Source organism: Ruegeria sp. CF5 (genome assembly GCF_056537325.1).
In genome coordinates, this window is the sequence record NZ_JBQFRI010000001.1 from 36900 (window position 1) to 54562 (window position 17663).

General features: G+C 54.6%; 20 protein-coding genes and 1 tRNA gene. 14 read left to right on the top strand and 7 right to left on the bottom strand.

Annotation, left to right across the window (positions count from 1 at the left end):
- The 3 genes from ACR0NW_RS00180 to ACR0NW_RS00190 form a co-directional block, all read right to left on the bottom strand.
- Positions 1-945 carry an MBL fold metallo-hydrolase gene (locus tag ACR0NW_RS00180; protein WP_480449543.1) on the bottom strand — a complete coding sequence of 315 codons (945 nt, stop codon included), beginning with the start codon at positions 943-945 and terminating at the stop codon, positions 1-3.
- Positions 945-1742 carry an MBL fold metallo-hydrolase gene (locus tag ACR0NW_RS00185; RefSeq protein ID WP_480449542.1) on the bottom strand — a complete coding sequence of 266 codons (798 nt, stop codon included), beginning with the start codon at positions 1740-1742 and terminating at the stop codon, positions 945-947. The genes ACR0NW_RS00180 and ACR0NW_RS00185 overlap by 1 nt, the downstream gene beginning before the upstream one ends.
- A 576-nt stretch (positions 1743-2318) precedes the next feature.
- A tRNA-Ser gene (locus tag ACR0NW_RS00190) sits at positions 2319-2408 on the bottom strand.
- A gap of 123 nt (positions 2409-2531) precedes the next feature.
- Here ACR0NW_RS00190 and ACR0NW_RS00195 point away from each other — a divergent pair.
- From ACR0NW_RS00195 to ACR0NW_RS00235, 9 genes are all read left to right on the top strand, one after another.
- The gene (locus ACR0NW_RS00195; RefSeq protein ID WP_480449541.1) at positions 2532-3374 is read left to right on the top strand and encodes a DUF2059 domain-containing protein; all 843 of its coding nucleotides are present in this window, start codon (positions 2532-2534) and stop codon (positions 3372-3374) included.
- A complete protein-coding gene (locus ACR0NW_RS00200; RefSeq protein ID WP_480449540.1) occupies positions 3374-4183 on the top strand; it encodes a DUF2059 domain-containing protein in 810 nt (269 codons plus the stop codon). Before ACR0NW_RS00195 ends, ACR0NW_RS00200 begins: the two co-directional genes overlap by 1 nt.
- Positions 4184-4393: 210 nt before the next feature.
- Positions 4394-5002, top strand: coding sequence for a 50S ribosomal protein L21 (locus tag ACR0NW_RS00205; protein WP_170655508.1), 609 nt, complete (start codon positions 4394-4396; stop codon positions 5000-5002).
- Between the two features lie 11 nt (positions 5003-5013).
- The gene (gene rpmA / locus ACR0NW_RS00210; protein ID WP_050602452.1) at positions 5014-5283 is read left to right on the top strand and encodes a 50S ribosomal protein L27; all 270 of its coding nucleotides are present in this window, start codon (positions 5014-5016) and stop codon (positions 5281-5283) included.
- A gap of 97 nt (positions 5284-5380) precedes the next feature.
- Positions 5381-5986, top strand: a complete 606-nt coding sequence (locus tag ACR0NW_RS00215; protein ID WP_480449539.1) for a LysE family translocator — start codon at positions 5381-5383, stop codon at positions 5984-5986.
- A complete protein-coding gene (locus ACR0NW_RS00220) occupies positions 5986-6522 on the top strand; it encodes a GNAT family N-acetyltransferase (protein WP_170655512.1) in 537 nt (178 codons plus the stop codon). The genes ACR0NW_RS00215 and ACR0NW_RS00220 overlap by 1 nt, the downstream gene beginning before the upstream one ends.
- A 38-nt stretch (positions 6523-6560) precedes the next feature.
- A complete protein-coding gene (gene obgE / locus ACR0NW_RS00225; protein ID WP_480449538.1) occupies positions 6561-7595 on the top strand; it encodes a GTPase ObgE in 1035 nt (344 codons plus the stop codon).
- Positions 7583-8689 (top strand): glutamate 5-kinase, encoded by a 1107-nt coding sequence (gene proB / locus ACR0NW_RS00230; RefSeq protein ID WP_480449537.1) that lies wholly within the window; start codon positions 7583-7585, stop codon positions 8687-8689. The genes obgE and proB overlap by 13 nt, the downstream gene beginning before the upstream one ends.
- A 48-nt stretch (positions 8690-8737) precedes the next feature.
- Positions 8738-10000, top strand: coding sequence for a glutamate-5-semialdehyde dehydrogenase (locus tag ACR0NW_RS00235; RefSeq protein WP_480449536.1), 1263 nt, complete (start codon positions 8738-8740; stop codon positions 9998-10000).
- Positions 10001-10015: 15 nt separating this feature from the next.
- Here the strand turns inward: ACR0NW_RS00235 and ACR0NW_RS00240 are convergent, their stop codons facing one another.
- Positions 10016-10612 (bottom strand): histidine phosphotransferase family protein, encoded by a 597-nt coding sequence (locus ACR0NW_RS00240; protein WP_480449535.1) that lies wholly within the window; start codon positions 10610-10612, stop codon positions 10016-10018.
- A 46-nt stretch (positions 10613-10658) separates the two neighbouring features.
- Between ACR0NW_RS00240 and ACR0NW_RS00245 the strand changes: the two genes are divergently transcribed.
- From ACR0NW_RS00245 to tsf, 5 genes are all read left to right on the top strand, one after another.
- Positions 10659-10841: a DUF3553 domain-containing protein gene (locus ACR0NW_RS00245; protein ID WP_170655519.1), complete on the top strand. Its 183-nt coding sequence runs from the start codon at positions 10659-10661 to the stop codon at positions 10839-10841.
- A gap of 110 nt (positions 10842-10951) precedes the next feature.
- Positions 10952-11707 (top strand): L-ornithine N(alpha)-acyltransferase, encoded by a 756-nt coding sequence (gene olsB, locus ACR0NW_RS00250; protein WP_480449534.1) that lies wholly within the window; start codon positions 10952-10954, stop codon positions 11705-11707.
- Positions 11708-11711: 4 nt separating this feature from the next.
- The gene (olsA, locus tag ACR0NW_RS00255; RefSeq protein WP_480449533.1) at positions 11712-12545 is read left to right on the top strand and encodes a lyso-ornithine lipid O-acyltransferase; all 834 of its coding nucleotides are present in this window, start codon (positions 11712-11714) and stop codon (positions 12543-12545) included.
- Positions 12546-12739: 194 nt separating this feature from the next.
- Complete coding sequence (rpsB, locus tag ACR0NW_RS00260) at positions 12740-13531, top strand: 30S ribosomal protein S2 (protein ID WP_170655525.1); 792 nt, start codon at positions 12740-12742, stop codon at positions 13529-13531.
- Positions 13532-13607: 76 nt separating this feature from the next.
- Entirely contained in the window at positions 13608-14483 is an 876-nt protein-coding gene (gene tsf / locus ACR0NW_RS00265) for a translation elongation factor Ts (protein ID WP_480449532.1), read from the top strand.
- A gap of 397 nt (positions 14484-14880) precedes the next feature.
- On the opposite strand, the gene ACR0NW_RS00270 is transcribed toward tsf, so the two are convergent.
- The 3 genes from ACR0NW_RS00270 to ACR0NW_RS00280 form a co-directional block, all read right to left on the bottom strand.
- Positions 14881-15636: a LuxR family transcriptional regulator gene (locus ACR0NW_RS00270; protein ID WP_170655529.1), complete on the bottom strand. Its 756-nt coding sequence runs from the start codon at positions 15634-15636 to the stop codon at positions 14881-14883.
- On the bottom strand, positions 15633-16082 hold the full coding sequence (aroQ, locus tag ACR0NW_RS00275; RefSeq protein WP_480449531.1) for a type II 3-dehydroquinate dehydratase: 450 nt from the start codon (positions 16080-16082) through the stop codon (positions 15633-15635). Before aroQ ends, ACR0NW_RS00270 begins: the two co-directional genes overlap by 4 nt.
- A 273-nt stretch (positions 16083-16355) precedes the next feature.
- Entirely contained in the window at positions 16356-17357 is a 1002-nt protein-coding gene (locus tag ACR0NW_RS00280) for an NADPH:quinone oxidoreductase family protein (protein WP_480449530.1), read from the bottom strand.
- Positions 17358-17663: the final 306 nt, after the last annotated feature.

The following is a 17663-nucleotide window of genomic DNA, read 5'->3' on the forward strand; positions in this document are numbered from 1 at the left end:
TTACTCGAATTCCATCTGCTCAAAAACGCGCCCGGCGTTTTTTGTCGCCAGTTCCTCAAATGTGTCCAAATGGGCATACGCTGACTGATCGACATAATAAGCCTCTGCGAGATCGCCGCCGGCATCCATATGCTCTTGAATCTTGCGGCGCAGATAGACCAGGTAGTCGCGTGTATAACGGCGCACCTGATCCATATTCGTCGGATGTCCGTGTCCGGGGATGACATACGTGGCTCCCAAAGCTTCGAACTCGTTGTCCCAGGTATCAAGCCAATCCGCAGTATAAGTCTCCTGAAAGATTGGCAGCATGCGCTCGTGAAACGCCATGTCACCCGCGATGACAAGGCTTTGGTTCGGCAACCAGATCGAGATATCTCCAGGACTATGGGCGGGCCCGAGGTATTTTGCCTCAATCCGGAATTCACCCATCTCAACAACGTATTCATCATCGAATGTCTCGGTTGGGCCAGCCAGGAAGGTTTTTTCTGCCTTGTCCTGGTTGTATCGCTGCATTCCCTCCAGAATTTGAGGGCCATATTCCTCGAATTCAGCAGCTGCGTCCGAATGTGCAATGATTGGAACGCCGAGGTCAGACCAGTAAGCGTTGCCAAGCATCGCGTGCCCCTGACCATTCTCGTTGAAGACAAGCTTAACCGGTTGATCCGTGATTGCCTGAATTTCCTGGTGAAGCGCTTCGGCAAGCACATAAGCCGCGCCGCCGTTTATGACGATCACGCCCTCTCCGGTTACAATGAAGCTGAGATTATTGTTGTGACCAGAGTTCTCGTAGGTCGGTGGAGCGGTTGCGCCAATCGCGGAATAGACGCCAGGGATGTACTCGACCGGTTTAGAATACAGCACGTTTTGCGGGTATTGGTCAGCAATATCCTCGCTTGCCCAAGCTGGTGTGGCCAGGGCCAAGAAAATCGCCAGCGATCGCATCATTATGGTTCTCCAATGAACTTATAAGCAGACCCAGTCTTCTCGACCCGGCCGATTCCACCATTCGGCAGGTGGAAGCCAATTATTTTCATTTGCTCGTGGGAAATCTGATCCAGCAGCGAATTCCGAGCTGCTGCAGCCGCCTGTGGATCCTGATCCATGCCGCTATGCCAGTCTGGGCGTTCAAAAGCTACGTGTGGATTTCCCAACGCGTCGCCGACAACCATTACGGGTTCATTGCCGCCGCGAATTTCGAATGCCATGTGGCCGGGTGTGTGCCCAAAGCTTGCGCGTGCGGCAATACCGGGAAGGATCTCTTGCCCATCGTCAAAGAACGCGACCTGATCCTCAATTGCTGCCATACGCCGCTTAGCGCCTACAGCGAACGCAGCGCGGTCTTCCCCTATCGAATCCACAGTTGAAGGGTTCCACCAATAATCCCACTCATTTCGGCCAAAGTGATGCGTCGCGTTTGGGAACAGAAGGTCGCCGAAATCATCCAAAACGCCCCAGATGTGATCCGGATGCGCATGGGTGAAGATCACGTGCGAGATGTCTTCGGGCGACAGGTGGATAGTTTCAAGAGTTTCCAGAAGCTTGCCGGATGTTGGCATGAAATCGGATCCAGCTCCTACATCGAACAGCACCGTGTTTTGATCATCTCGATAAAGCGCCACGTTGCACTCTGGCTCGTACTTTGTCGCGTCCACCTTGTAACTGTCTAGAAGCTGCCTGAGTTCTGCCTTCGGCATAGCGCCGAAGACCATTTCCGGAGGCAATGACAGGTACCCGTCTGACATGGTTGCAATCCGAGCCGAAGAACCGAGTTGTAACTCGGCCCAAGCGATTTTGGATTGCGCTCCAAGCGCTGTGATACAAGCGGCACCGTACAAGAAACTGCGTCGCGAAAATGTATTTTCATTCATACGCAATCAATAAAATGAATGTTTTAATTTGTAAATGACGAAAGATGGATGTGGGGCAATGCCGCTTTCGTCAGGATCACAGCGTGTCTCAGTTAAACGTTGCCATCAGCTTTTGAACAATTCAGTGTCAACGGTCATTTGATCTCTAAAAACAAATGACGAATTTGTCGCTCAGCTTCCACTTTTGATGAGCCGGGGAAAGTGTGGTTGCAACGAATGGCAGGATTGAAGGGCTTCGATGCGATAGCGAACCGATCAGTTGAAAGGCAGGAATGGGCCGAAAAGGTGCTGTTGGAAGAGGTGCGCGGACCTATGCAGACATGTTTGCTGAATCAAAAAAACTATTTTGGAATATCTGGATACGGACACATCTGTTGTCTAACGAAAAGCGCACCGATAGAGAGTGATGCTTCGCGCCGATGAACAAGGCATGTGGTTGTCTCAGTAAAGTGGCGGAGAGACAGGGATTCGAACCCTGGGTGGGCTTGCACCCACAACGGTTTTCGAGACCGCCCCGTTCGACCACTCCGGCACCTCTCCGCGGGGGTCTGTGAGGGGGGGATTTAGTTAGGATCGTCCGGCGGTGCAAGTGGAAATTTTCAGAAACGCTGCTTGCGGGAGATTTCAATTGCCTGCGGGCGGAAATCTCCTAGGCTGTTAGCTATGAAACAGATAGCAATACGTGCCGCTTCGCTGGCTTTGATACCTATTTTTGCCCTTGTTTTGGGCGCGGCAACGGCCGTGGCTGCAGACCGGGACAGAATTGAGGCGTTTTTGACCACTACAGGGTTTGATGTCGCGCTGGACAGTATCGCTTTTGCCTCGGCCTCGGCACCTGACATGCTGGGTATTGACCCGGATGGATTCGGGTCGGATTGGAAACGTTTAACCGAAGATGTTTTCGACACCGAAGTTATGCACGAAATCGCCGTCTCGATTCTTGAGCAGACACTAAGTGACGAGGCGCTAAATCACGCTGTCGAGTTTTATGCCTCGGATCTTGGCCAGCGCCTGGTCGAGGCAGAAAATGCATCTCATATGATCGAGGATGATGACGCCAAGCAATTGGAGGGAAGGTCCATAGTTGCCGACCTAGTAAAGGACGGCTCCACCCGGGTTGAAAGCCTAAAAAGGATGAACCGGGCGATCGACTCATCCGGTACAGCGGTCAGGGCCCTGCAGGAGATACAGATCCGGTTCCTCATGGCTGCCAGCGCGTCTGGCGTGATTGACCTTCAGCTGGATGGTGACCAATTGCGCCAGATGATCCGCGCGAATGAGGCAGATATGCGCCGCGCGTTGCAGTTGTCGGCGCTGGCCGGAGCGGCATACACATATCGGGATTTTTCCGACGATGATGTGGATGCCTATGCGGACGCATTGGAAGAGCCGCTGATGCAGGAAGTCTATGAGTTGTTGAATGCGATCCAGTACGAAATAATGGCAGGGCGGTTCGAGATACTGGCCACCCGTATGGCCGATCTGCATCCGGCTCAGGATATTTGATGCGACTGACTGCACTATTCCTTTCCACTCTACTGATCTTGGCAGTACCTGCCACTGCCGCTGAGGCGGTAAAGCGTTTGGCCAACGCAATGCAAATGGACGAGGTGGTCACCATTCTACGGGATGAGGGTCTGGCAAATAGCGCTGACCTTGCCGCTGAGATGCTGGATGGAGGCGGAACCTCGTATTTCAGATTGCAAGTTGACCAGATATATGCCGCTGACAGAATGTACGAGGCACTGAGCGCTTCACTTGAGCAAACCTTATCTGAAAGCCAGTTGGAACAGGCCGCATTGTTTTTCGAAAGCGATGTAGGTCAGAGAATCATATCATTAGAAAACTCGGCGCGACGGGCCTATTCGGATGAAGCCGTCGAAGAACTTGCAAGATCCAACTATGAGGCAATCGACCGTTCTTCGTCGTTTTTTCTACTGGTTGACGAATACATACGTGCCAACGATCTGGTCGATCAGAATGTCAGCGGTTCGCTGAGCGCTGATTTCAGCTTTTTCCGGGGTCTGGCAGACGGGCAAAATGTGTCTACGGATGATCGGGCACTGCTATCGGAACTTCTATCACAGAAGGAACTGACAGAAGAAGAAACCACTATCTGGCTGTATTCCTTTCTGTTGCTGGCATACCAACCGTTGAATGATGCGGAGATGCGCGAAAATATCGCCTTTTCCCGAACCGAGACGGGGAGGGCATTAAATGCAGCTCTTTTCGAGGGGTTCGATCAATTGTATGACGGTATCTCCTACGATTTAGGACTTGCGATCGCGCAGGCGCTGTCAGCATCGGACCTCTAGTCTGAAACCCTGTTGACTTTTCCAGCCAATACTTGGATAAGCCCGCATCCCGGCCGGATTATCTGTGCCGGGTAAAGTTTTTATTTGACCCGCAAGTAAACGCTTGGGGGTCGCCAACCCGCCCAAACCACGGGCGCGCTGTTCGAGGTGGCGAAAGCCGTCAACACCCGATAGGGGACCACAGAACGCGGTAATGAAAAGGAAAGACGCATGTTTGCGGTCCTCAAGACTGGCGGCAAGCAGTACAAGGTTCAGGCGGGCGATGTGCTCCGCGTTGAAAAGCTGGCTGCCGACGCAGGTGAAACTGTTCAATTCAACGACGTTCTGATGCTGGGCGGTGACGCTCCGGTTGTTGGTGCACCTTTCGTCGAAGGCGCAGGCGTACAGGCCGAAGTGATCGAACAGATCAAAGGTGACAAGGTCATCAAGTTCGTCAAACGCCGTCGTAAGCACAGCTCGAAGCGTACCGTTGGCCACCGTCAGAAACTGACTCTGGTCAAAATCACCGACATTCTGTCGTCGGGCGCTGACAAGTCGGGCATCAAAGCTGCAACCGGTTCGGCACCGGCTGGCGCGGCTGCTCCTGCAGCAAAGCCTGCCAAGAAAGCAGAAGCCAAGGCAGAAGCACCTGCCGCTGCTGCTGATGATCTGACCAAGCTGAACGGTGTCGGCCCTGCCGCTGCCAAAAAGCTGGTCGAGGCCGGTATCGAGAGCTTTGCCGCTCTGGCCGCCTTGTCGGATGAGCAGATTGCTGCTATCGAAACGGTCAAAGTGAAACCCGAGTGGGTTGAGCAGGCCAAAGAGCTGGCCAAAGGCTAAGGAGAGAGAGAATGGCACATAAAAAAGCTGGCGGTTCCTCCCGTAACGGTCGCGACTCAGCTGGTCGTCGCCTTGGCGTGAAACTGTACGGTGGCCAGGCGGCCATCGCAGGCAACATCATCGTGCGTCAGCGCGGCACCAAGTTCTGGCCGGGCGAAGGCGTAGGCATTGGCAAAGATCACACTATCTTTGCAACTGTTGATGGCGCCGTGAAGTTCCACAAGGGACTCAAAAACCGCACCTTTATTTCGGTCCTGCCAGTGGCGGAGGCCGCAGAGTAAGCCGAAACCCAGAAGGTTTAAGAAAAATTCATGGGGGACCGGCAGAAAGTGCCGGTCCCCTTTCTCGTTTTTAACGCAACCTTGATCCAACGCTCAGATGACAGTCGCAACCACCAGTTTCCTGATCTTTGCCGCCAGTCAGGTCGGCACGCCGGGACCGGCCAACATGGTCCTGTTGGGAACAGGTGCGCGCTTTGGCTTTCGTGCAGCGTTACCGTTTGTGGCGGGCGTGATCTTGGGCAAACAGTTGATCATCTGGCCTGTGGGTTTTGGCCTGTTGCAGTTGGCTGAACAGGCGCCGGCGATCTTTGCCATCCTTAAATACGCGTCAGCCGCATATATTGTCTGGCTTGCGTGGAAGATTGCCAACCTTCGTCTGACAACTGGCAAACTTGAAGGCGACGCACCGGGGTTTTGGGCAGGCTTGATCGTACATCCTTTGAATCCAAAGGCATGGGCCATGATCATTGCGGGGTTCACAGGCTTTGTCGCATCAGGAACGTCCAGCTTTGACGCGACACTCACGATTGCTCTCTGTTTGTTGATTTGCCAGTTGATTCTGCATCCAATCTGGACTTTTGCCGGAGACAGAATTGCCCATGTGGTTGAAGGGCGGGGTGCCGAAAAATATCTGATGTGGACGTTAGCCAGTTTGACTGTTGCGTCCGTACTTTTCGTGTTGTTCGGAGGAGGAACGCACTAATGAAACTTGAAACAATAATAAATCAGCCGGTAATTGAAGCCGTGCGGTTCGATCTGCGCCCCTTGCGTCGGTCGGATATGGGACTGATCGAGCATTACGCCGGGGATGAGAGAGTTGCCCGTATGACGACGGCGATCCCTCACCCGTTGCCGCCCGGTTCCATCGAAGCCTTCGTTGGTCGCGCCATGGCCGATGAGCGCGACGAGGATGTCTGGGCAATGGACGCTACCAAGGATGGCGGCCCCGAGCTGATCGGGCTGATTTCGTTGAAGAAACTGGATCGGAATCAATCCGAAGTCGGATACTGGGTTGCGCCGCTTTACTGGAACACCGGGATCGCTTCGATGGCGGTTGAGGCTATGGTCAATGCGAACCCGCTGAAAAACTCGACAATGTTCGCGAGTGTCTTTCAGGACAATCCGGCTTCGGCCCGTGTGTTGACCCATTGCGGGTTCCAATATCTTGGTGACGCCGAAAGTTATTCGGTCGCACGCGACTCGAACGTACCCACCTGGACGTATAGTCGAAAACTCTGACTTGTGGCTGATGTGGCCTTTGCAGTAGGGGATGCCTCATGAAATTTCTTGATCTTGCAAAGGTCTACATCCGGTCCGGTGCCGGAGGTGGAGGGTGCGTCAGCTTTCGGCGCGAAAAGTACATCGAGTATGGCGGTCCCGATGGTGGTGACGGCGGCAAAGGCGGTTCCGTCTGGGCCGAAGTTGTTGACAGTCTGAACACCCTGATCGATTTCCGCTATCAGCAACATTTCTTTGCCAAAAACGGTCAGCCGGGCAGGGGGCAGCAACGCACTGGAAAAGACGGTGACGACATCGTTCTGCGTTTACCTGTTGGTACTGAAATACTGGACGAGGATGAAGAAACCGTAATTGCCGATCTGACCGAGGTCGGTCAGCGGGTCCTGCTTGCACGGGGCGGCAATGGCGGTTTCGGAAACCTGCATTTCAAATCCGCAACCAATCAGGCGCCGCGCCGTGCCAATCCGGGTCAGGCGGGTGTCGACCGGACAATCTGGCTGCGGCTCAAACTGATCGCCGATGTGGGCCTGTTGGGAATGCCCAATGCGGGAAAATCCACTTTTCTGGCGGCGACCTCCAATGCCCGGCCTAAGATCGCCGATTACCCGTTTACCACTCTTCACCCGAACCTCGGTGTTGTCGGCGTGGATAACGTTGAATTCGTCGTGGCGGATATTCCGGGCCTAATAGAAGGCGCACACGAAGGGCGCGGAATCGGTGACCGTTTTCTTGGCCACGTGGAACGGTGTGCAGTTCTTTTGCATCTGGTCGACGGAACGTCGGAGACGGTGGCCGAAGACTACCGAACGATCATCCATGAGCTTGAAGCCTACGGTGGGGAACTGGCGGAAAAGCCCAGGATTACTGTTCTTAATAAAGTCGATGCCCTGGATGAAGATGAGATAGAGCTGACCAAAGCTGAACTGGAAGATGCTGTCGGCGGCCCGGTCATGACGATGTCAGGCGTTGCGCATCTGGGCGTGACCGACGTTCTTCGCGCACTTCGTGCTCGGATCGACGAAGACAGATTGCGCCAGAAACCCGTTGAGGAGACACAGCCTTGGCAACCCTGACCGCATCCCAACGCTTGGTGGTCAAAATCGGTTCGGCCTTGCTGGTTGACCGGAATACTGGCCAACTACGGTCGGATTGGTTGATTTCGCTAGCTCAGGATGTTGCCTGGCTGAAAGGACAGGGAAAGGATGTGATCCTTGTGTCTTCAGGGTCCATCGCATTGGGTCGGGGGGTACTCGGGCTGCCTGCGGCCGCGCTGCCGTTGGAAAAATCTCAGGCCGCAGCAGCGGTTGGCCAGATACGTTTGGCCCGTGCTTACGAAGAAGCGTTGGCGCCCCATGATATCACCACTGCCCAGGTTCTGGTCACTCTGGAAGACAGCGAAGATCGGCGTCGGTACCTAAACTCGCGCGCGACGCTTGAGACACTTCTTGGTCTGGGTGTCGTGCCGATCGTCAACGAAAACGATACAGTTGCGACAGATGAAATCCGTTATGGTGACAATGATCGGCTGGCAGCGCAGGTCGCAGTGACCGTTGGTGCTGATCAGTTGATCCTGTTGTCGGATGTAGACGGATTTTACTCGGGCAACCCGCACGATGATGCGTCTGCGGAACGCTTTGAAGTCATTGAGCGAATTACCCCAGAGATTGAGGCGATGGCAGGCGATGCCGGGTCGGGTCTTTCAAAGGGGGGGATGAAAACTAAACTACTGGCGGCAAAAATGGCAACGGCAGCCGGATGCGATATGGCGATCACTGAAGGATCACCATTGAATCCTTTGAAAACGCTTGAAAATGGCGCCAATTGTACGTGGTTCACCGCGAAACTGGACCCGCACGCGGCCCGTAAACGCTGGATTTCGGCTATGAAACCGCGTGGAGAGATCATTGTGGATGCAGGCGCTGCCAACGCGTTGTCCAATGGAAAAAGTCTGCTGCCTGCCGGTATCGTCGAAGTGACCGGCGACTTTGGCCGCGGTGACCCAGTTTCGATTCTCGATCACGAGGCACGCAAGCTGGGGCAGGGGCTAAGCCGCTACACTGCGCACGAAGCGGATGCCATCAAGGGACGCAAGTCATCCGAGATCGAAAACACGCTTGGATATCCGGGACGGGCCGCACTGGTGCACCGAGACGACCTGGCCTTGTAAGAAATTTAGAACTGACCGACGACACCTACGACCCGAAAGGCGCATGCGATGAAGGACCTCAACAATATTCCCGCTTTGATGGCCGATCTGGGGAAAAGGGCCAAGGAGGCCTCGCGCGATTTGGCCTATGCCAGTGCCGAGCGCAAACACGCCGCTTTGATCGCCGCAGCCGACGCCGTCTGGAAGAATAGGGGCAAGATAATCGAGGCCAATCACAAGGATCTCGAGTTTGGTCGCGACAAGGGGTTGAGCCCTGCGATGATGGATCGCCTGATGCTGGATGAATCCAGAATTCAGGGCATGGTAGACGGGTTGCGTACAGTGGCCGAACAGGCTGATCCTGTAGGCGAAGTTCTGACCGAATGGGACATGCCTTCGGGGTTAAACATCCAACGGGTTCGCACGCCGCTTGGCGTAATCGGCGTGATCTACGAAAGCCGCCCGAATGTAACGGCTGACGCTGGTGCTCTGTGCCTGAAGTCCGGCAATGCCGTGATCCTGCGCGGAGGCTCGGAAAGTTTTCATTCGTCGGGGGCGATTCACGCCTGTCTGGTCGAAGGGTTGAAGGCAGCAAATTTGCCTGAAGACGCCATTCAACTGGTACCGACTCGTAACCGCGCCGCAGTCCAGGAATTGCTGACAATGACCGATTTCGTAGATGTCATTGTTCCGCGTGGTGGCAAAGGGTTGGTTGGGCTGGTGCAGCGCGAAGCCCGGGTTCCCGTTTTTGCACATCTTGAAGGCATCGTGCACATTTACGTGGATAAATCCGCCGATCTCCAAAAGACACTGGATGTTGTTCTGAACGCCAAAACTCGCCGGACGGGCATTTGTGGCGCGGCTGAATGTTTGCTGGTGCATCAGGACGTTGCTGAGACTCTGGGGAGGGAGGTAATCGCTGCCTTGGTTGCCGCCGGCGTCGAAGTGCATGCGGACCCTGAACTGACTGCAGAGGGGACGGTTCCGGCGACCGACGAAGATTGGGGCAAAGAATTTCTGGACAGCATCATCGCGGCCAAATCAGTGTCCAGCATCGACGATGCCATTGGTCATATCCGCCACTACGGATCGAACCACACGGATTGCATTATTTCCGAAGATGAAACCGCCGCCGCACACTTCTTTGAGAGATTGGACAGTGCAATCCTGATGCACAACGCCTCGACTCAATTTGCGGACGGCGGAGAATTTGGGATGGGTGCCGAAATCGGAATCGCCACCGGAAAGATGCATGCCCGAGGGCCTGTTGGTGCGGCACAGTTGACCAGCTTTAAATATCTGGTGCGTGGAAACGGTTCCGTACGGAGCTGATTTAACAGGAAAAATTCAAAAACGGATTGTAACGCGGGTCGAAGTGGTGTCGGCCCGCACCCGTCGCCCCATGGTTTTGGCTGTCTCGGGCAGAAGGGCGAATTGAACAAGGGCCGGGGTTATCCGTTTCGAAATGGGTACGGCATTCAGGCTCTGCCAAACATCACTTTCGATATTGAGCTTGTCTGCGACACCAGTGACCTCCCACTGATCTTCGTTACAGATTACCTCGATTTCTCCGCCCATTGGCATTGCGCTTTCACAGCATTGAATGGCCAGAAACGCCAGTTTGACCTGATTGCGCGGTTTGGATTCGGCTGGACCCCACTGAACGCGAACCCGGCTGGCAAGTTCAATATCTTTCAACAGTCCGGCGATTTCAGTCCGGCCCAATGGCTGCTCGCCAGACGCGCCGAAGGCAATGCGAAAGAACCGAATCCGTGCGCCTGCATTGCCGACGCTGCCCGAAATCAGTTCCATTTCGGGCCCCTGCACACCACCCACCATGTCCAGCAGTTCAAGCCCATTGGTGATCGCGCCGATCGGGCTGATCAGGTCATGGCAAATCCTGGAGCTGATCAGGCTTGCCAGGTTGACGTCGCTTTCGCTCATGCATACCTCCTGTTGCATCCGCCATTTGCCCGACCGAGAGCACCGCATGACAGACCTCAATGCTATTCTTGCACCGGGCATGTTCGTCCGCCACCCCGATTTCCCCGACTGGGGCATTGGTCAGGTCCAGTCCAACATTGCCGGTAAGATCACAGTTAATTTCCGGGATCAGGGAAAAGTGGTGATCGATGGGACGCGGATTGCACTGACGCCGGTCTTTGATCCATGAAACTGGTTGAGGAAATATTAACGCGTCAGCGTTTGGCGAGCTTGTTGCCATCGTCAACGCAACTGCTGTAATCAGCCCTCAAAGTTCCCGCTTTGAACACTGGACTACAAATGCCTGATCAGGGACCATCAATTACTGTCAAACTCGCCGAAAACGAGGATGAGCTGAAGGCAGCGCAGCGTCTGCGCTATGATGTCTTTGTGCGTGAGCTTGGTGGCGGCGGTGAAATGGTTGACCACGAAGCCGGGTTGGAGAAAGACCGCTTTGATCCATATTTTGATCACTTGCTGGCCTTTGACGAAGGCAGCAATGAGGTGATCGGCGTCTATCGGTTATTGCCGGGGGACAGGGCCAAATCCGTCGGTCAATTCTATTCAGAAGATGAATACGACCTTTCGGTACTGAAACAGAGCGGCCGCAATTTACTGGAGCTGGGGAGATCCTGCGTACATCCCGATTACCGTGGCGGGACCGCCATGTACCATCTGTGGAACGGTCTTGCGGGATATGTGGCCGAGCGCGAGATCGAAGTGCTTTTTGGTGTCGCCAGTTTTCACGGAACAGATATTCAAGCGCTTGCCCAACCTCTTTCAATGCTGCATCACAACCACCTTGCGCCGCCTGATCTGCGGGTGCGCGCGCAACCCAAGGTGTTCCAATCCATGGATCTGGTCAGGCCCGACCAATTGGACCGCCGCAAGGCCATGCTGGAAGTGCCGGCATTGATCAAAGCCTATCTGCGGCTGGGAGGTTTCGTTGGGGAGGGCGCGTTCATAGACCATGCCTTTAACACAACCGACGTGTGTCTGGTTCTGGACACAGCCCGCATGAACGACCGCCAGCGGCGCATTTACGGTGGAGCCTGAACAGGTGAGCGATCCCTCTTGGCACAGCGATGACGAACCCGACCCGATTGAACTGGGCATTCTCGGTTGGGTCCTAGTCCTGTTGCGTGGTCTTCCATTGGCCATTCTGGTCTTTGGCGGGCTAATCATCCTGTTGGTCGTGCGATTGATCGAACGGCCAATTTTTGGCGTTCGGCGTCCGATCACTCCGTTCATCAGCCAATTTGTGTGCCGCAATGCCTTTCGCGTTCTGGGAATTGGGTTTCGCTCTTCCGGGGAATTGATGGTTCAGCATGGGGCCGTGGTGGCAAACCACTCGTCCTGGCTGGATATTTTTGCGCTGAACGCCCGCAAGAGGGTCTATTTCGTCTCGAAAGCCGAAGTAGCGAAATGGCCCGGTATTGGCTGGCTGGCCCGTGCGACCGGCTCGGTTTTCATTGAGCGGGACCGAAAGAAAGCACGTGAACAAACGAAGCTGTTTGAAGAGCGCCTGTCAGTAGGTCATAAACTGCTGTTCTTTCCCGAGGGAACATCGACGGACAACCTGCGCGTTTTACCTTTTAAAACAACTCTCTTTGCCGCGTTCTTCACTGATGAACTTCGCGAGTTCATGTATGTCCAGCCGGTCTCGGTGATCTTCTACGCGCCGAAAGGGCAGCCCGACAGATTCTATGGCTGGTGGGGCGATATGGAGTTTGGGCCGCATTTGTTGAAGACACTTGGCGCGCGCCGGCAAGGGACGGTCGAGTTGATCTATCACTCTCCGGCAAAGGTCAGCGATTTTGAGAACCGCAAGGCACTCGCAGCCCATTGCGAAGAAGCCGTTCGTCACGCGCATGCACTGGCGCGGGCATCATAAAATAATGCGCCCGATCATAATATTTGATGATTTTTCACTTGTAGGGTGATCCCGGGTGTAGTATTCGCGCGCCATTCAAACCCGCAGGCGGGGTTTTGGCCTTTTTGGGGGAGACATCCCCATCAAGACCGCCGGTTGGAGCAATCGCTTCTCTCACCCCCGCTCAGGCGTAAACCGGAAAAGGAAAACATAGCATGGCTCTTCCCGAGTTCACCATGCGTCAGCTGCTGGAAGCTGGCGTTCACTTTGGTCACCAGACACAGCGTTGGAATCCCCGCATGGGCCCGTTCATCTACGGCTCGCGCAATGGCATCCACATCATGGATCTGACTCAGACCGTTCCGATGCTGGATCAGGCTCTGCAGGCCGTTCGTGACACCGTCGCTAAAGGTGGCCGCGTTCTGTTTGTTGGTACCAAGCGTCAGGCTGCTCAGCCAATCGCTGAAGCGGCTGAAAAGTCGGCTCAATACTACATGAACCACCGCTGGCTGGGCGGCACGCTGACCAACTGGAAAACCGTTTCCCAGTCGATCAACCGTCTGAACCAGATCGACGAAGCCATGGAATCGGGCGCAGAAGGCCTGACCAAGAAAGAGCGTCTGGGCATGGAACGTGACCAGTCCAAGCTGCAGGCTTCGCTGGGCGGTATCCGCGAGATGGGCGGCGTTCCTGATCTGCTGTTCGTCATCGACGTCAAAAAAGAAGCGCTGGCCATCGCAGAAGCCAACAAGCTGGGTATCCCGGTTGTGGCTGTTGTCGACACCAACTGCTCGCCCGATGGCGTTGACTACATCATCCCCGGCAACGATGACGCAGCCCGCGCCATTGCTCTGTACTGTGACCTGGCCGCGCGTGCCGCTCTGGACGGCATGACCGCTCAGATGGGCGCCGCAGGCGTTGACCTGGGCGCATTCGAAGAAGCTCCGGTTGAAGAAGCCGTTGCAGAAGAAGCCCCCGCAGAAGCAGAAACACCTGCCGAAGCGTAAGCTGCCCGTCACGTAAATGACATATGGGGCAGGGTAGACCTGCCCCAATTCCGTTTGAATTGAGGAGAGCCAAAAGATGGCAATCACAGCAGCAATGGTAAAAGAACTGCGCGACTCGACCGGCGCAGGCATGATGGACGCGAAAAAAGCGCTGACCGAGACCGGCGGCAACATGGATGAAGCCGTTGACTGGCTGCGCACCAAAGGTCTGGCCAAGGCGGCCAAGAAATCGGGCCGTACCGCAGCAGAAGGTCTGGTTGCAGTCCACGTTGACGGTGGCAACGGTGTTGCTGTCGAAGTGAACTCGGAAACCGACTTCGTTGCTAAAAACGCCGAGTTCCAGGAAATGGTCGGTAAGATCGCGTACGCAGCTGAAGGCGTCGACAATGTCGAAGCTCTGCTGGCGGCCGATCTGGGCGGCAAGAGCGTTGCTGACACACTGACCGACAAGATCGCCACCATCGGTGAAAACATGTCGGTGCGCCGCATGGCCAAGCTGTCGGGCGACACTGTTGTGTCCTACGTCCACAACGCAGCCACCAACGGCATGGGTAAAATCGGTGTACTGGTCGCCCTGTCCGGCGGCGACGAAGCGATCGGCAAGCAGGTTGCGATGCACATCGCGGCTGTGAACCCGGCTGCTCTGTCCGAAGCGGACATGGACCCGGCTGTTGTCGAGAAAGAAAAGCAGGTTCAGATGGACATCGCCCGTGAATCCGGCAAGCCGGAGCAGGTGATCGAAAAGATGATCGAAGGCCGCATGAAGAAATTCGTGGCTGAATCGACGCTGTTGAACCAGTCGTTTGTTGTGAACCCTGACCTGACCGTCGAAGCGGCGGCCAAAGAGGCGGGTGCAACCATCACCGGCTTCATCCGTCTGGAAGTAGGCGAAGGCATTGTTGTCGAAAAAGAAGATTTCGCAGCCGAAGTTGCCAAAGCCGCTCAGGGCTGATCAGAAAAAATTCCGGCCCGTTCAGGGCCGGGACATTCTTAGAAACCGGTTGCGTGTTCGTAGCCGGTTTTCTTTTGGGACAGAAAAAATCCCTTTCAAGGGATTGTCTGCAGTCATCTGTAAAATGAAATGAGGGGCCCCGCATGATGGGGATGGAGGGGCCCCTCAAGATTTCCAACTTGGGAACGCGGACAAATAAGACGCCCCTTGCCAGAGTGACCGGAGAGCCCTGAAATTGCAAAGGTCCGATCCGAATGTTCCTTGGCTAAAGCCACCACTCACGGAACGAGTCAACTTTGCACTTTTATGGGCAGATTCGAAAAGTCATGTTTTCCTTACCCTAGGTAAGCTGGCCGCAATTCAGTGCAGTTATCGGCCTTAGAATCCAGCCTCTGGGCTAAAATTCCATGACAAACATCTGGTTGTGAAGAGCGGCCTTGAGAACAGCCTGCGCTGTAGTCTCAACCGATAGGGCTTCGCGCGCCAGACGCAGGTGTTTTTCGACCGTGGCCGACGTCAGGCCCATCAACAAAGCAATGTCCTGAGTCGTCTTGCCGTCACCAACCCACTGCAACGCCTCGCGTTGGCGCTTGGTCAGTGCCCGATTGGGCGCAGTGTAGGGCAGCGTCAGGATTTTTAGATGAGCGACATTGTTCATCAGCAGGATATCGTCACCGTGTTCAGCCCATGTCTCGTCGGCTTCTTCCTGAGTCCGATCCTTGTTGTACCCCAACGAGATGGCACCCTTGGAACGCATGGAGACCGAATTGAAACTGATCGTGTAGCCTGCGGTTACACCCATCGAGCGGTTGAACTCATAAACCTGACGTTCCTGTGAGGTCATGGTGCCGGTAGACATCATTTCCTGCACCATACGCCAGCTTGCTGCACCTTCATTCTCCAAGGCCCACTTGAGCATGGGGGCATGAAAGTACAGCCCGGAATGCAGGAAACCGTTTATGTATTTCTCACAGTGGTTGGTCAGAATGACAAAGTCTTCTGGGTCGCCAAGCGAAGTGGCCGTTCTGAACTGTGTGTATCCGTACAGCAATCTTTCAAAGCCATACTCTGCCATCTGACGGCAATGCGCATCCCACAACTCTTCCAGAGTTTTTGTGTAACTCAGAAAATGAAGATAGTCGCAGAGTTTCACGCAGCGCCCCCGTTCTTCACGTGCTGTTTCAACGCATCCAGCGCCATCACATAGCCTTGGGCGCCGAAGCCGCAAATCTGTCCGATCGCCACCGGAGCAATAAAGGACTTGTGTCTGAACGCTTCGCGCGCATGGATATTTGACAGATGAACCTCGACAACAGGCACCTCAGCGGACGTAATCGCGTCCATCAGAGCTACCGACGTATGCGTGAAGGCACCTGCATTCAGCACAATTCCGTCCTGAACACCACGAGATGAGTGAATCGCATCAATCAGGACACCTTCGTGATTTGATTGCAGGCAGGTAACGTCCTGACCAAGCGCAGAGCCGTGCGAAACGCACAGTTCTTCGATCATTTTCAATGTCGTATGGCCATAAACCTCAGGTTGCCTCATGCCGAGCAAATTGAGGTTCGGGCCGTTAAGAACCAACACTTTTGTCATGTCAGAATTTGTCCCATCTAAAGATTCATTGTCATGAAGTAGGGCGACTGTCCATAGGGCAGCGCTTCATGCCACTGCAAAAGCGACCCAAATGCCGCGAGTGCATCCTGAGAGGGGCCTATTCCATCACATGTTAGGGTGATCTGACATTTTCGTGATCAGAAAGTCCGACATTGAAACATCGACTCGTCCGCTGCCGCACCGATTGGCCGGCGCATCCTCAAGAGGTCGCAAATATGCCTGAATCCCTTATCCCATTAGGAATAATTCGTGCTAATCCTGATCCATCGTAACCACGATCTTTCCCATTGCCTGGCGATTCTGCATAAGTCCCAATGCTTCGGACGCATGTTCCAGGGAAAACCGCTGACTGATACGTGGTTTGATTTTACCATCCAGATAAAGCTGAAACAGGTCTGCCATATTTTCGGAATGCCCTTTCGGATCCCGAAACACCGATGCACCCCAGAATACTCCAACAACCTGACATCCTTTGAGCAATGTCAGGTTCAATGGAATTTTGGGAATCCCCGCAGGAAAACCGACAACAAGATAGCGGCCTTGCCATGCGGTCGCTCGCAAGGCGGGTTCCGCATAATCCCCGCCAACCGCATCGTAAACTACGTCGACACCATCTCCGCCCGCCAAGGTCTTGATTTCCTTGGATAGTGCCTTCTGGGAATCCTTATCCAACTTCTTAGGATAGATCAGTGTTTCATCTGCGCCCACCTGCCTGCAGAAATCCGCCTTTTCTTTAGATGAAACAGCTGCAATGACCTTCGCACCCGCGGCCTTTGCCAATTCGATAGCCGCGACACCGACGCCGCCGGCTGCTCCGAGTATCAGAAGGGATTCACCGGGCTTTAAGCGGGCTCGGTCCTTTAGGGCGTGATGCGACGTTCCGTATGTGAAAATGAAACAAGCGGCAGCGTCGTATGGCATTTCATCAGGTATTTTGACTGCACTTGCCGCCTTGAGTGTCAGGTGCGTCGCAAACCCACCATATCCTGTCAAAGCCAGCACACGATCCCCGGTTGCAAAACCTGACACACCTTCACCGACGGCCACGACCTTCCCCGCGATTTCCCCACCCGGCGCGAATGGGCGAGGGGGTTTCATCTGATACAGGTCGCGAATGATCAGGGTATCCGGAAAGTTCACTCCGGCGGCATGAACGCGCACCAACAATTCCCCCGGTTTGGGGGTTGGGTCAGGCAACTGAGTTAGCTGAAGTGTTTCTGGTCCGCCCGGAGCGGTGCTGAGCATTGCTTTCATTTCTTTCCTTCCCAATTCAGCGGTCAAGTGGCCGGATATGACGTAAAGTCTTCTGCCCGTTCTACTGGTTGTCAATGAGAATTCGAAATGCAATTCTGCTGTGCGAAACGCAGGGCAATACCAGTGATAGGACGCTAAACGCAGGCTAGCATTCACCGGAGTGGAAATATTGGAAAATTGCACCATCGGCACAAATCTCCGGCCGGATTTACCTGGGCCAAACAGGTTTTGTCCGAAAAGGAAGCGAGTTGAAGCCGAACAGGTGTGTGACTGGTTGCCAGTCGCTGCATTCCTCAATCGAATGCA